This window comes from Proteus cibi, from assembly GCF_003144405.1.
Lineage (GTDB): Bacteria > Pseudomonadota > Gammaproteobacteria > Enterobacterales > Enterobacteriaceae > Proteus > Proteus cibi.
In genome coordinates, this window is sequence record NZ_PENW01000008.1 from 68,283 (window position 1) to 82,635 (window position 14,353).

The window sequence follows — 14,353 nt, forward strand, 5'->3', positions numbered from 1 at the left end:
GTAAATTTAGCGGCATCTTAATAAAGTGCCGCTTTTTTATGCCTCAAGGAAAAAAGACAAATTTAGACATTAACGTAAATGATAATTCTCAATATAACGTAATGAATGTGTTGAACCATTAATGACTAAAGAATGTGTTTGTAGATATTGAGCTTGTTGATTAACACCAGACAAGAAATCACCTCTGGTAATCGCTGTTGCAGCAAACATAACATCTTGGTTACGCACTAGTGTATCTAATGACAATTTAATATTTACGTCAGTACCCATTTTATGACAACGAGCAATTTCAGAAACAGCATACTCTCTATTTTCTGCACTATTTCCTTTTGCAATATCACGAGTAATTAAACGTGCTTGCATATCACCGCCTAATGCCTTAGCAATAGCTGCACTAATTACACCTTCAGGCGCTCCTCCAATACCATACATAACATCAATACTGTTATTTGGCATTGTGGCATATAAAGAAGCTAAAACATCACCATCAGGTAGTGTAATAACATTAATACCTTTAGCGCGTAGATCTTTAATTATATCGTGATGACGTGGTTTATCTAAAATAGCGAGAGTTAACTGTTCAATAGATTTATTTAATGTTTGGGCAATAGCATCAAGATTATATTCGAGACAATGGTTAAGATCGATCACACCAGCGGCTTGCTGACCAACAACTAATTTTTCCATATACATGTCGGGAGCTTGTAAAAAACTGCCCTCAAAGCCAGCGGCTAAAATAGCTAGGGAATTATTTTCACCCGTAGCGACCATACGTGTACCGTCAATTGGGTCAACTGCAATTTCTATTTTATCGCCTTTCCCATTACCTACTTTTTCGCCAATATAGAGCATTGGTGCTTCATCTATTTCACCTTCACCAATGACAATTTCGCCATTGATATTCAGGCTATTTAAACGTTCCCGCATGGCGCAGACTGCTGCATCATCTGCTGCATTTTTATTTTGCTTTCCAATCCAAGGCATTGCTGCAATAGCCGCGGCTTCTGTTACAGAAGCGATAGCATTAGTTAATTCATCATTTAATTTCATATTATGAGTGTGTTTTGCGATATAAATGGAAGATTAAGATAGATTACCGATCATACCTTTTTTTCGAAATTATGTGCTAGGTTTAAATCAAGAGTTCTTGAAATAGGTTATTTAGGAATAAACTAAGATAAATCTGTGAAAATTAAAGTATAACTAAGGGTTAGAGATTAAAATCATGTAATGCTTAATGCAAAAGGATTAGGTTTATGGATGACTTTTTGACGCTCATCGTAACAATATTTGTCGTGGTATCTTTGTATTGGCAATACCACGCTTATACAAATAGCAATTCATTGTTGTATCGAATTAAACAGCTTGAAGAAAAACTCACTGAGCAACAAGAGAAATTATTTAAGTTATTAAATAAAAACAACGCTGTGGATACCCACACAGAGCTTGATGCTCAGAAAAGCGAAGTTAAGGATTTATCCCGTGATATAAAAAGAGAGCCTCAGCCAACGGATTCAACTTATCAACCTAAAACAGTTGGATCTACTCACATAACAGAACAGGTGCAAAATCAGGCAGAAAATAAAGGTATGCCTGCATATCAACATGCACAGGTATCTCAAGAAAAGGTATTTAATAAAGCTTTTCCTAATGAAGAAAATCCAGTTGTTCAATCTTCTATGGTTAATGAGATTAACCTTGAAAACAAACAACCGAATAAGCCAGAAATATCAACAGTCCCTACACCTAAAGGATCTGAGCCTTATCAGCCTAAGGTAGCAACAAGTCGTTTTGCTCATCATTATCAAAAAGAGGCAAAGCAAACATATGTTGAATCAACATCAGATCCACTTGTAGAGAATAGAGTGAATATGGCAAGTGCAAGTCTTGCAGGATCTGAAACAGGTGATTTAGGAAATGTTACACCACAAGTAAATAGACCAGCATCACAATATAGACCTAATTTAAATCCTCGCCCCAAACGTCAACAGAAATCGATTTTAGGACTCATTTGGAATTGGGTTGTAACAGGAAATCCGCTGGCTAAAATAGGGATGTTATTACTCTTTTTTGGTCTGTCTTATTTACTTAAATACAGTATTGAGAATGAACTTGTCTCAGCATCAACACGTTTAATGATGGCGGGAGCCGGATGTTTGGCTTTATTAGGTATTGGCTGGTGGCTTAGAAAGAAAAACCTGATATATGCATTAATTTTACAAGGTGGCGGCATTGGTGGAATTTACATTACCATTTTTGCTGCGACTAAAATTTATGATTTTATTCCTATTGGCATTGCGTTAGCCATTATGGTTTTTATTTGCATTGTCAGTGTTATTTTAGCCGTTCTTCATCGTGCAATTAGTTTAGCCGTATTAGCCTCATTAGGCGGATATTTAGCGCCTGTATTATTGTCTACAGGCAGTGGCAATTATATTGCTTTGTTTAGTTATTATCTTATTCTTTCAATTGGCATTCTTATTATCAGCCATTGGCAAGTTTGGCGTTTATTAAATCTTATTGGTTTTGCTTTTACTTTTGGTATTGGCTTTATATGGGCGATACCAAATTACACTCATGCAGATTATTTACCTTGCCAGCTATTTTTAATTGCAAATTGGTTAATTTTTGGTGTTGCAACGGAACTTTCAACACTAAAAAATAAATTGAAACTTAACATTCCTTTTGATGCCACGTTACTATTTGGTACACCATTAATTGGTTTTATCTTCCAACATCGATTAGCTTCCGAATGGCCATATGGTGTTGCTATTGCTTCATCACTTTATGGATTAGCTTATTTTGCACTAAGTTGGTTTGCACTTAAGCGTTATCGTGAAGAGGGTAAATTACTGGCAATTGCCTTCTTTATGCTCTCTGTCACCTTTGCCACTTTAGCTGTACCTTTTGCTTTCTCCGCTGAATGGACATCGATTGTATGGGCAATTGAAGGGGTGATGATCCTTGCATTTTCTGTTTTACAGCAGCAAAAGAAACCGGCTATTGCAGGGACTATTTTAGTTGCGGTTTCCTTTGTTTTATTATTTAACATGCCTATTATCTCGTTAGGTGATTGGCTCATGATTGTAACGCAAGTCATCGTTGTATTTGCCGTCGGGATATTGTGGTATCGAGCTCCATTTACTCATCTTGATAATCGCGCTATTGGATATGTCACACTGTTTATTTCTGTTGTAAGCTGGGGATATAGTGTTCTGCTTTTACAAGAATATGGTGAAAATTGGTTCTCTCCAGCAGGAAAATCTATTACCTTTGCTTTTATTCTTATTAGTTGTTGGGGTATGTTCTTTGTCGGGAAGAAAACCCAATTTTCTGAGTTGGCAAGTTGCTCTGTTTTATTATGGCCAATGTCAGCGCTTATTATGTTGGTGTACATCTATCTCGCAGACTCGTTGATTAATAATTGGCTAAGTGCGATTCTCTGGTGTGCAATTTTCGCGAGTGGTTTCTACTTGCTTAAAGTAAATACATTATTGCCGAAACAAAGGATCAATAAAGCATTGATCCACAGCATATATCTTATCTTTATTGGTCTCTTCTTATTTGCTGAAATTATTTGGTTAATGGATGTGACGTACCTATATGTAAGCTTACATTTTGCAAGCGTTATTTTTGTTATAAGTTTATTTATCGTAATAAGCTATCTATTAGCAATGAAAGTTAATTGGATAAAGGAGTATCAAAATACTTATTGGGTAGTCACTTTACCTGTTTTAGGTTTACTGGCACTTTCTTTAATCTTTGCAAACTTTAATGACGGTACTGAAAGTGGAATTAAATTTATTCCATTATTGAACTTGATGGATCTAATGGGGGTTATTGGAATATGGGTTGGTTATAAATTTATTTCAGTAATAAAACAATCACCTAAATATCAATTATTATTGAAAAATAACTTACCTATATTTAATTACATTATTCCTGCTATGATTTTTTGGTGGGCAAATGGTATTTTATTAAGAGGATTAGTCTTTGCAACAGATATCGATTGGTCTAGTTATGCAATCATTAATTCCAAAGTGATCCAAACAGTATTAGCCATTATTTGGGCAATTACTGCATTAGTGACTATGGTAATGGCGACACGTAGGAAATCACGTTCACAATGGTTTATTGGTGGTGTATTGTTGGCGGTGGTGATTGCTAAACTCTTCTTAATTGATACATCATTAAGTAGTGGGTTGCTCCGAGCATTGGCCTTTATTGGTGTTGCAATACTGATTCTATTAATTGGGTATTTCTCACCACTACCGCCTAAAAAGCAAAGTAACAATATAAACGTGTAAGTAAGAGTTATGTTTATATTTTTTTAATTTTAGACATTAAATCATGCATATAATCTTAAATGATTAATGCATGATTTTACAGAAAGGAGAGCTATAATGCATAAAGGTCAATGTTTATGCGGTAAAGTTAAACTATCGACAACACAAGATATCTCTGCACTCAGCGTTTGTCATTGCAGTATGTGTTTACGTTGGAATGGTGGTCCAGGTTTTTCAATTGATTGCAAATCAGATTTGAAGATTGAAGGTGAAGAAAATATAACACGTTATGATTCATCTTCATGGGGAGAGCGAGCATTTTGTAAACTCTGTGGTTCTCATCTTTTTTATCATCTAAAAGAAACCCATACTTACTATGTGTCAGCAGGGTTATTTCCTGATGCGAAAGAAAGCAAACTGACAATGCAAATTTATATAGATAGCAAACCTCATTATTATAATTTTGTAGAAAAAACACCCATGCTAACAGAACAAGATATTATGAATATGTTTAATCAATAATATTTTATTTATTGATTTTTTTATATTTTTAAAAGGCGCTTTTCTATATGGGCCTTTTTTATTATAGTACCATAATTATGTTAAAGTTTATGGACAGTTGATTTAACATTCTTTGTTATGTTTTAATTTAAAAGGAAAGAGTTATTGATAAATACATTGATAATAAGTCGAGTTGAAATATTTAGTTTGGGAATAAAAACACTTCTTAGTCAGATTAAAAAAATTAATATCCGAAAAGTGGTGAATGATGAAAATGATGCATTCCGTTATTGCCGACAGTTTTCGGTTAATCTTATTATTATTTACTCAGTACCTTCAGTCTCATTAATTGATTCTATAAAAAGAATAAAGCGATCATCCTTATCAATTAAAATTATTGTTATTTCACCAAAAACAGACTCTATATTATCAATAACACTTCTTCAATTGGGTATTGAAGGTTTTATTGTTGCTGATACTTCTTGTGAAAATACGCTTCAAGCTATCCGACAGGTTTGTATCGGTCAACGATATATAAGCCAAGAGTTAGCGATGGAAATCGCACTAACAAAATTACAGCAAGAGCTCAATCCGTTACATCATCTGTCTGAAAGAGAATTGCAGATTATGTCAATGATCATTAGAGGGAAAAAAATCACACAAATTGCAAGTGAGCTGAATATTAATACCAAAACAGTAAATAGCTATCGATACCGAATGTTTAGTAAACTTAAAATCTCAGGTGATGTAGAATTAACGCATATAGCAATACGTTATGGGTTAATTGAGATAGAGAGTCATTTACAAAGTGGAAGACAAATTTGACGCCAAAGCATTCTTAAGCCGAGTCACAGATAAACCCGGTGTATATCGGATGTATGATGCAACAGACACAGTAATCTATGTCGGCAAAGCTAAAGATCTGAAAAAAAGACTTTCGAGCTATTTCCGCACTCAGGTAAATAGCCGTAAGACCGAAGCGTTAGTGAAGTGCATCAAAAATATTGATGTCACGATCACCCATACAGAAACGGAAGCTTTATTGCTTGAACACAGCTACATCCAGCGTTATCAACCCCGCTATAATGTATTGTTACGAGATGATAAATCCTATCCATATATCTATTTAAGCGCTGATAAACATCCCCGACTTGCTAGTTACCGTGGTGCGAAACATGCCAAGGGCGAATATTTTGGACCTTTCCCTAACTCATTCGCAGTAAGAGAGACATTGGCATTAATGCAAAAATTGTTTCCTATTCGTCAATGTGAAGACAGTGTTTATCGCAATCGTTCAAGACCTTGTTTGCAATATCAAATAGGCCGTTGTCTTGCACCTTGTGTAAAAGGCTATGTGTCTGATGAAGAATATGCCCAGCAAGTGAATTATGTGCGACTTTTCCTTTCAGGTGATGATACGCAAGTTATTAACGGATTGGTTAAGCGTATGGAAGACGCTAGCCAAGAATTACGTTTTGAAGAGGCAGCTCGCATTCGTGACCAAATCCAAGCTGTAAGACAAGTGACTGAAAAACAATTTGTCGCCAATATTGGTGATGATCTTGATGTGATCAGTGTTGCTTTTAATGGCGCGATTGCTTGTGTTTATGTTCTCTTTTTCCGTCAAGGTAAAGTGTTAGGAAGTCGGAGTTATTTTCCTAAAGTCCCTGCAAATACCTCAATCGATGAAGTTGTTCAGACTTTTATTGGTCAGTTTTATTTACAAGGTAGTGCAATTCGTACTTTGCCAACTGAAATTTTGCTCGATTTTAATTTAGAAGATAAAGCCATTCTTTCTGAATCGATATCTTCTATTGCAGGAAGAAAAATTCAAATTCAAACTAAACCGCGTGGTGATAGGGCGCGCTATTTGAAATTAGCGAGAACAAACGCAGCGACGGCATTGGCTTCAAAACAAGTCGAGCAATCGACAATTTCACAACGTTATACTTCTTTGATGTCTCTTCTTGATATGAAAGAGATAAAACGAATGGAATGTTTTGATATTAGTCACACTATGGGGGAGCAAACTGTGGCTTCATGTGTAGTATTTGACATGAATGGCCCATTAAAATCTGAATATAGGCGCTATAATATCAGTGGTATTACCCCTGGTGATGATTATGCGGCGATGAATCAAGTGCTCACTCGACGTTATGGTAAATCATTAGAAGACAGTAAGGTTCCTGATATTATCTTTATCGATGGTGGTAAAGGGCAATTAGCACAGGCAATAGAAGTATTTGATGGTCTTAATGTTGATTGGGACAAATCACACCCTAAATTAATAGGCGTTGCAAAAGGGAGTGATCGTAAAGCAGGGCTTGAAACTTTGTTTTTTGTGCCTGAAGGTGAAGGAATGGCATTACCTTCCGATTCTCCGGCGTTACATTTGATCCAACATATTCGTGATGAATCGCATCGTCATGCAATAACAGGACATCGTCAACGTAGAGCAAAAGTAAAAAATACCAGTTCGTTGGAGTCTATTGAAGGTGTAGGGCCTAAGCGTCGTCAAATGTTGTTGAAATATATGGGAGGACTACAAGCTTTACGAGATGCCAGTGTTGAAGAAATTGCGAAAGTTCCCACAATTTCGACTGCATTAGCAGAAAAAATTTTTAATGCGTTGAAACACTAAGTGTATTGATGCACCATATTAATAACTCTCACTTTTCTAGGTCGTGTAGAACGCTATGCAACTAAATATCCCAACTTGGCTAACGCTATTTCGTGTCGCACTCATTCCATTCTTTGTTTTGGTGTTTTATTTGCCATTTAAAGATGCTCCATTAGTCTGCGCTATTATTTTTATGGTAGCAGCTGCAACAGACTGGTTTGATGGTTTTTTAGCACGCAGATGGAAACAAACTACCCGCTTTGGCGCTTTTCTTGACCCAGTCGCAGATAAAGTAATGGTTGCAACAGCACTTGTTTTAATTACTGAGCATTATCATGAGTGGTGGATAACCTTACCAGCAGCAACAATGATTGCTCGTGAAATTATTATCTCGTCATTAAGAGAATGGATGGCTGAATTAGGAAAACGTAACAGTGTTGCAGTGTCTTGGATAGGAAAAGTGAAGACGACCGCACAAATGGGATCGCTGGTTGTGTTATTATGGCGACCTACTATTGAAGCAGAGTGGTTTGGATTCGCTTTATTATATATCGCAACAGTGCTGACTTTCTGGTCAATGTTTCAATATTTGAGCGCTGCGTGGTCAGATTTGCGCGAAGGTTGATCGAAATGACTGAAAATTCACCGAACAGTCAAAAAGATGCAAATATAGTGTTGACTAGATTCAGGAAATCAGTAGAATGCAACGCATCGAAAGACACAACGGTTTACGGAAATAAATAAGTAAATCAGCAAGTTCGGTAAAGCGGGAATAGCTCAGTTGGTAGAGCACAACCTTGCCAAGGTTGGGGTCGCGAGTTCGAGTCTCGTTTCCCGCTCCAATCTCTTATGAGATTGAGCAGTTGAGGCGCGTTGGCAGAGTGGTCATGCAGCGGATTGCAAATCCGTGTACCTCGGTTCGATTCCGGGACGCGCCTCCATTAATGCCCAGGTGGTGAAATCGGTAGACACAAGGGATTTAAAATCCCTCGGCTGTAAGGCTGTGCGGGTTCAAGTCCCGCCCTGGGCACCATCTCTTTTAGATAGAGAGTTTGGTGCGAAAAAGAAAGTCCATTGTAAATGGCATTGTGAAGTAAATAAATATAAGTCGTCCATACCAGTATCTCTCTTAAAAAGAAGTTACGGACGCACCACAGAATTTAGCCCAGGTGGTGAAATCGGTAGACACAAGGGATTTAAAATCCCTCGGCTGTAAGGCTGTGCGGGTTCAAGTCCCGCCCTGGGCACCATATAAATAGCGGACCTTAACTGAGGTCCGTTTTTCTTCCTCTAGCAACAAGTTAGAGAGAGAAAACGAAAAAAATAAAGTTAGCTGTTTTAGAAGTGAATGTTTTAAATTTATTTGTTATCTAATTTGTTTGATAAACAAGTGCTAAGTGCAACAAATAAATACAATTTAGCCCAGGTGGTGAAATCGGTAGACACAAGGGATTTAAAATCCCTCGGCTGTAAGGCTGTGCGGGTTCAAGTCCCGCCCTGGGCACCATATAAAAAACGGACCTCATTGAGGTCCGTTTTTTTTGTTTATTGAATATTATTCAAATATTAAAAACACGCTTCTAAAATATCTAGTACATCTTTAGTCGTTAGCTTTTTATAGCCTTTGCCAATAATTGTGGTTGATTGTGCAATTTCTGGAAGCATCTCTCTTGTTGCACCTAAGGCTTCTAATGATGTAACAATGCCACATTCCTTTGTGAAACGTTCTAGTGCATCAATACCTTCAAGGGCAATTTGATCTTGCGTTTTTCCTTCTGGGGAAACTCCCCATACCTGAGTTGCAAAGCGTACAAATTTTTCAATACCAAATTTATAGATAAAACGATAATAAGGTAAAGAAATTGCAGCGAGTCCCATTCCATGTGCACAATCTGTATAAGCCCCTAATTGGTGCTCAATCATATGAACTTGCCAATCTTGCGTTTTGGATAAGCCGGTGAGGGTATTTAATGCAAGTGTTGCATTCCACATAAGATTACTTCTTGCTTCGTAATCCGTTGGATTTTTCAGTGCGATACGTAAGTTATCAATAGAAGATTTTAATAAACTTTCAATTAAATAATCGGTTGTATTTGCACCTTGATCAGAAAAGTATTGTTCCATTAGGTGCGACATTGTGTCATATACACCACTTACCATCTGATATTGAGAAACTGTAAACGTATATTCTGGATTTAAGATTGAAAACTTTGGAAATACATTGGCAGGAAATAAACGTCCAATTTTATATTTAGTCTCTTCATGGGTAATGACTGAACCCCCATTCATTTCAGAGCCTGTGCCTACCATGGTAAGAATTGATGCGACAGGAATAATTTTATTTGTCACATCTTGATATTCAACCCAGTATTTTTGAAAAGGATCTTCATTTTCACAATAAGCTGAAATGGAAATGCCTTTCGCACAATCAATAACAGAGCCACCACCAACCGCTAATATTAAACTGACATTGTGTTCGCGAACTAACTGAGCACCTTCCATCATTTTTTTATAAGTTGGGTTTGGCATAACGCCTGATAACTCAACAATGTTTTTACCCGCATGGCGGAGGATGGCTATAACCTCATCATAGAGCCCATTTGACTTAATCGCATTACGGCCATACATCAGCATAACAGTCTCGCCATAATGTGATAATTCATCATTTAATTTACCAAGAGAATTTTTACCAAAATGAATGGTGGTTGGATTATAGTAAGAGAAATCGAGTTGCATTTTGATATCCTATTGCCAGATTAAAGGCTATCTGATTAAAAGTGTATTGTGCTTTTAACTTTAAATTAGATAGGAACAGGTTAATTGTTGTAGAAAATACTATCGCTTTCGCATTTAGAAAAGAATGTCTGATCTTCTTAGTCTCTTGCCTATTTTTCCAAAAAACGACAATGATGATTGTGAATAATATAAATTAGGTAAGGGAAAACAAGAGAGTTTATAACGATTAAATACGATCCGTTTCTTTAAGCATTTTAATATCTGTTGCTGGTGGAGCACCGAATAGTCGGCTATATTCACGACTAAATTGTGAAGGGCTTTCATAACCAACTCGGAAAGTGGTTGTTATTGCACCTAAATTTTCAGTTAACATCAATCGACGGGCTTCACTGAGTCGTAATTTTTTTTGGAATTGAAGAGGAGTCATTGATGTCATTGTTTTAAAATGAGTATAAAAAGCAGATTTACTCATTCCAGAGCACGAGGCTAATTTATTGATATTTAATGGCTTTATATAATTGTTCTTTAACCAATCAATCGCTTTAGCTATTTGATGACTATGGCTATCCGCAGTGACGATTTGATTTAATCGTTCACCTTGCTCTGTAATCAGTAGGCGATAAAAAATTTCACGCTTTATTCCAGGAGCAAGTATTTTAATACTATCCGGCTCATCAAGAAGAGTGAGTAAGCGAATAAAAGCATTGACTAAAGGTTCTGATAATTCGCCAACAGCAATTCCTTTTAGATCGTTTGAATCAGAGTTAAATGTTAATTCACTATCAACAATGAGTTGCGATAGTTCTTGCAGATCTAATTCCATCATTAGCCCTAAAAATGGTTTATCGTTGCTAGCTTTCATAATATTTGCTATCACTGGGAGTTCTAGTGAAGAAATTAAAAAATGGTTGGTATCATAAATAAAGCTTTCTTCTCCTAAAATTACTCTCTTTTCACCTTGGGCAATTAGGCATATTCCTGGTTTGTGAGTATGGCTGGTAATGGGGGTAGGAGAAGTCCAATGTGTGAGTATTAACCCCGGAATTTGAGTTTCAATTTGATTAGTATCATGAGTCCATTTTTCTATCTGGATAGCTAGTTTTTGAGTTAATAACGCCATATTTTCTAATTTATTCATATAGACTCCATACAGGATAAAGCGATTAACATTATAGCAATCCTAAAATTATAATGTATAAGATGAATATTAGAAAATTATTTGATTTATTTTTAATAAAATATATGGAAAGTAAATATTAAAAATAAAATAGGCTGTGCCTAATAAATCACAGCCTTATGAATTTATTATTTATTCTTTGCTATTTATTATTTATCAGCTTTATTTTTTTCTAACCATTTTTGCATTTGTTCTATTTCCGGTCCTTGTGCATCAATAATAGCTTGAGCTAGTTTACGCATTTCAGGATCAGTACCGTATTTCAACTCAATTTTAGCCATATCAATAGCACCTAAATGGTGTGCAATCATACCATCAGCAAAAGCGACATCTGCATTATCAGTGTTCATCCCTTTTGCCATATCGGCATGCATTTTATTCATGGAATCATTGAGTTCTTTTTGCATTGGCGAACTGTTATGAGATGTATCCATATTCATGTTCATATGTGTATTGTTTGCCATCGCACCAAAAGAGATTGCACTCATTAAAATAACAGCAGTAGGTAAAATCTTTTTCATAACAGTTTCCTTTTATTTATCGTGAAATTGTTATCACTCTAAAGATTCCCCCTAGGGGAAGGTCAATGATGTTATTAAAAATTTAAAGTTCTTTACTTTTAATAACGTAATTACAAAATAGCTTTTTAAACTTATTTTATTCAATTAATTACATACTAACATTCAATTTATTTCTCTTTATAAACTCGAGTTTTTATTCTAAATAAGTAAAACCAGATACTTATTTTTCGATTAATAAGAATAAATAGAACTGTATACCTCCGTAATAAAATGTAAAAAATAAAAAGAATCGTAATCCAGATTGAACCTGATTTATTTTAACTATATATATTAAAAAATAAATATTAAAACAGATGTGATTTATATGTGGAGTTTAATATGAAACAGATACTTATTATTGCAGGAGGAATATTATCACTGACTATCATGCTGGCTATTCTTGTTGCTATTCTAATAGTGTCTGTCATTAAAGAAAATACTGCTGAGTTTTGGAGTGAAAGCTATGAAGTGATTGAAAATTCATCATCAACAGTACGTGAAGCCATTTCTACCGTAGAAGCAAAACGTGATACGCTTATGGCTATTTATCAATCTAAAGAGAATAATGGAAGTTGTCAGCAGTTAGCTGAAAAGCTAAATGATGTTGAAAAAGCCCTTTCTAATGGAAATTTGACGCTACCACAACCAGCAAAAGAACAAATTTCAACTATTAAAAATGCGTTTGATGGTTCAACATCACCCACGAAAAACATTGCTTGCGAGCGAGCACTTCAAGTTATTAATGATTTGAGCCGGTAATCTTAATATCCCCTCTGTTTTTATTTATCTTTTATTCCACAGTAAGATCATTTTCGATAATTAAATTAATATCTCTTAACTTAATTCAATGAATCTGCGATGTTTTTTTCTTGAAAAGAGTATATTTTTATTCTTCAACTTAAAGCAGTGATAGGTTATTTATATCTATAATCTTACTTTTCTAAGATGATGTTAACGTTAAAAAGAAGTTGCCAAGGGGATTTAAAGTCGCGATATGAATATGCTAAAATTGATAGCTGATTCGCTTTAGCAGTGAGATTTTGTGATAATTTGGTTTATTTTTTGTTTTTCATGAGATGAGTTTTTGTCTTTAACAACACTATTTTTTATTTTCAATCTAATAAATCAATTTTAGCACAAGTAAACACAGCAAATCAGATAAAAGCTTTTATAAAAAGTATGGCATATATATCAATATAATTTAAGAAAATATCAATTAATTATGAATATCGCAGCATCAAATGTAAATGAAGTCAGCCGGCAAACAGCGTGGATCAGGGTAATAATATTATCATTCGCGGCTTTCGTTTTTAATACAACAGAATTTGTTCCTGTTGCATTGTTAAGTGATATTTCTGAAAGCTTTGGGATGATCCCTGCTGAAACAGGCTTAATGATCACGATATATGCTTGGGTTGTTGCTTTAATGTCTCTGCCTTTAATGATTATGACAAGTAAAGTAGAGAGACGTAAGTTACTTATTATTTTATTTATGCTTTTTATTTTGAGTCATATTCTCTCTGGCGTAGCATGGGATTTTAAATCGCTGATAGCAGGGCGTATTGGTGTCGCTTTTTCTCATGCTGTATTTTGGTCTATTACGGCATCGCTGGCTATTAGAGTGGCGCCAGCTGGTAAACGAGCTCAGGCATTAGGTTTATTAGCAACAGGAACTGCACTTGCAACAGTATTAGGTTTACCTATTGGTCGTGTTGTTGGGCAGTGGTTAGGATGGCGTGCAACATTTATGGGAATTGGCGTTTTAGCTTTAATTACTCTGTTTGCATTAATGCGTTATTTACCTTTATTGCCGAGTGAGCATTCGGGATCACTAAAAAGTGTGCCAGTGCTATTAAAACGTGGTCCATTAATGGGTATTTTTCTGCTAACGGTAATCGCAGTTACTGCACACTTTACGGCTTATAGCTATATCGAGCCTTTTGTGGTTGATATTGCAAAGTTAGACCAAAATTTTGCTACCTTGGTTTTATTGATTTTTGGTGGAGCTGGTATCATTGGCAGTGTGTTATTTAGTCGTTATAGTACCAAAATGCCAACATCATTCTTATTTTTAGCCTTAATATTGCTTACTTTTTGTTTAAGTTTATTAATGATCAGTAGCCAGGATCTAACCGCATTTATTGTGTTGATTATATTCTGGGGAATTGGCTTTATGTGTATTGGCCTTGGGATGCAAGTCAAAGTGATTGATTTAGCCCCTGATGCAACAGATATCGCGATGTCTATTTATTCTGGTATTTTTAATATCGGTATTGGTGCTGGAGCATTGATTGGTAATCAGGTTATTTTACATGCCGGTATGACTAACCTTGGCTATGCGGGAACAATATTAAGTATTATTGCAGTAGTTTGGTGTGGTTTTATTTTTAATCGTTATCGTGTGGCTATGGGGGGGACCCCTCGCCAGAAGAATCAACTTCATCAACACTAAATAAGTATTTCCACTATATAA

At 35.6% G+C, this 14,353-nt stretch carries 11 protein-coding genes and 5 tRNA genes; 12 read left to right on the plus strand and 4 right to left on the minus strand.

Translation table 11 applies throughout. The features are described from left to right. Positions 1–69: 69 nt before the first annotated feature. A complete protein-coding gene (gene glpX, locus DK865_RS02965; RefSeq protein WP_109391159.1) occupies positions 70–1,050 on the minus strand; it encodes a class II fructose-bisphosphatase in 981 nt (326 codons plus the stop codon). Positions 1,051–1,256: 206 nt separating this feature from the next. Between glpX and DK865_RS02970 the strand changes: the two genes are divergently transcribed. From DK865_RS02970 to DK865_RS03015, 10 genes are all read left to right on the plus strand, one after another. Beyond that, a complete protein-coding gene (locus tag DK865_RS02970; protein WP_109391160.1) occupies positions 1,257–4,307 on the plus strand; it encodes a DUF2339 domain-containing protein in 3,051 nt (1,016 codons plus the stop codon). A gap of 96 nt (positions 4,308–4,403) precedes the next feature. Next, a complete protein-coding gene (locus DK865_RS02975) occupies positions 4,404–4,808 on the plus strand; it encodes a GFA family protein (RefSeq protein ID WP_109391161.1) in 405 nt (134 codons plus the stop codon). 144 nt (positions 4,809–4,952) lie between these two features. Beyond that, on the plus strand, positions 4,953–5,612 hold the full coding sequence (locus DK865_RS02980; RefSeq protein WP_109391162.1) for a LuxR C-terminal-related transcriptional regulator: 660 nt from the start codon (positions 4,953–4,955) through the stop codon (positions 5,610–5,612). After that, positions 5,596–7,428, plus strand: coding sequence for an excinuclease ABC subunit UvrC (gene uvrC, locus DK865_RS02985; RefSeq protein ID WP_036912823.1), 1,833 nt, complete (start codon positions 5,596–5,598; stop codon positions 7,426–7,428). The genes DK865_RS02980 and uvrC overlap by 17 nt, the downstream gene beginning before the upstream one ends. A 55-nt stretch (positions 7,429–7,483) precedes the next feature. Then, complete coding sequence (gene pgsA / locus DK865_RS02990; RefSeq protein WP_023581943.1) at positions 7,484–8,032, plus strand: CDP-diacylglycerol--glycerol-3-phosphate 3-phosphatidyltransferase; 549 nt, start codon at positions 7,484–7,486, stop codon at positions 8,030–8,032. A 141-nt stretch (positions 8,033–8,173) separates the two neighbouring features. Continuing rightward, a tRNA-Gly gene (locus tag DK865_RS02995) sits at positions 8,174–8,249 on the plus strand. Positions 8,250–8,274: 25 nt separating this feature from the next. Continuing rightward, positions 8,275–8,348, plus strand: a tRNA-Cys gene (locus tag DK865_RS03000). Between the two features lie 5 nt (positions 8,349–8,353). Beyond that, a tRNA-Leu gene (locus DK865_RS03005) sits at positions 8,354–8,440 on the plus strand. Positions 8,441–8,570: 130 nt separating this feature from the next. Then, positions 8,571–8,657, plus strand: a tRNA-Leu gene (locus DK865_RS03010). A gap of 170 nt (positions 8,658–8,827) precedes the next feature. Next, positions 8,828–8,914 (plus strand) — tRNA-Leu (locus tag DK865_RS03015). 59 nt (positions 8,915–8,973) lie between these two features. Here the strand turns inward: DK865_RS03015 and DK865_RS03020 are convergent. The 3 genes from DK865_RS03020 to copM all read right to left on the minus strand — a co-directional run bounded on the left by DK865_RS03020 (position 8,974) and on the right by copM (position 11,841). Beyond that, positions 8,974–10,143, minus strand: a complete 1,170-nt coding sequence (locus DK865_RS03020; protein ID WP_109391163.1) for an iron-containing alcohol dehydrogenase — start codon at positions 10,141–10,143, stop codon at positions 8,974–8,976. Positions 10,144–10,369: 226 nt separating this feature from the next. Beyond that, positions 10,370–11,281 (minus strand): AraC family transcriptional regulator, encoded by a 912-nt coding sequence (locus DK865_RS03025; protein ID WP_109391164.1) that lies wholly within the window; start codon positions 11,279–11,281, stop codon positions 10,370–10,372. A gap of 188 nt (positions 11,282–11,469) precedes the next feature. Further along, complete coding sequence (copM, locus tag DK865_RS03030) at positions 11,470–11,841, minus strand: CopM family metallochaperone (protein WP_109391165.1); 372 nt, start codon at positions 11,839–11,841, stop codon at positions 11,470–11,472. 378 nt (positions 11,842–12,219) lie between these two features. On the opposite strand from copM, the gene DK865_RS03035 reads away from it, so the two are divergent. Both DK865_RS03035 and DK865_RS03040 read left to right on the plus strand, forming a co-directional pair. Continuing rightward, positions 12,220–12,639 carry a hypothetical protein gene (locus tag DK865_RS03035; RefSeq protein WP_109391166.1) on the plus strand — a complete coding sequence of 140 codons (420 nt, stop codon included), beginning with the start codon at positions 12,220–12,222 and terminating at the stop codon, positions 12,637–12,639. A 463-nt stretch (positions 12,640–13,102) separates the two neighbouring features. After that, positions 13,103–14,332: a sugar transporter gene (locus DK865_RS03040; RefSeq protein ID WP_109391167.1), complete on the plus strand. Its 1,230-nt coding sequence runs from the start codon at positions 13,103–13,105 to the stop codon at positions 14,330–14,332. The last annotated feature ends 21 nt before the right edge of the window (positions 14,333–14,353 follow it).

What these genes read in the sequence shown, in the direction of transcription:
- pgsA (WP_023581943.1), top strand. Translation starts at nt 7,484, where the DNA reads ATGCAACTAAATATCCCAACTTGGCTAACGCTATTTCGTGTCGCACTC.
- DK865_RS03025 (WP_109391164.1), bottom strand. Translation starts at nt 11,281, where the DNA reads ATGAATAAATTAGAAAATATGGCGTTATTAACTCAAAAACTAGCTATC.
- DK865_RS02975 (WP_109391161.1), top strand. Translation starts at nt 4,404, where the DNA reads ATGCATAAAGGTCAATGTTTATGCGGTAAAGTTAAACTATCGACAACA.
- DK865_RS02970 (WP_109391160.1), top strand. Translation starts at nt 1,257, where the DNA reads ATGGATGACTTTTTGACGCTCATCGTAACAATATTTGTCGTGGTATCT.
- DK865_RS03035 (WP_109391166.1), top strand. Translation starts at nt 12,220, where the DNA reads ATGAAACAGATACTTATTATTGCAGGAGGAATATTATCACTGACTATC.
- copM (WP_109391165.1), bottom strand. Translation starts at nt 11,841, where the DNA reads ATGAAAAAGATTTTACCTACTGCTGTTATTTTAATGAGTGCAATCTCT.
- glpX (WP_109391159.1), bottom strand. Translation starts at nt 1,050, where the DNA reads ATGAAATTAAATGATGAATTAACTAATGCTATCGCTTCTGTAACAGAA.
- DK865_RS03020 (WP_109391163.1), bottom strand. Translation starts at nt 10,143, where the DNA reads ATGCAACTCGATTTCTCTTACTATAATCCAACCACCATTCATTTTGGT.
- DK865_RS03040 (WP_109391167.1), top strand. Translation starts at nt 13,103, where the DNA reads ATGAATATCGCAGCATCAAATGTAAATGAAGTCAGCCGGCAAACAGCG.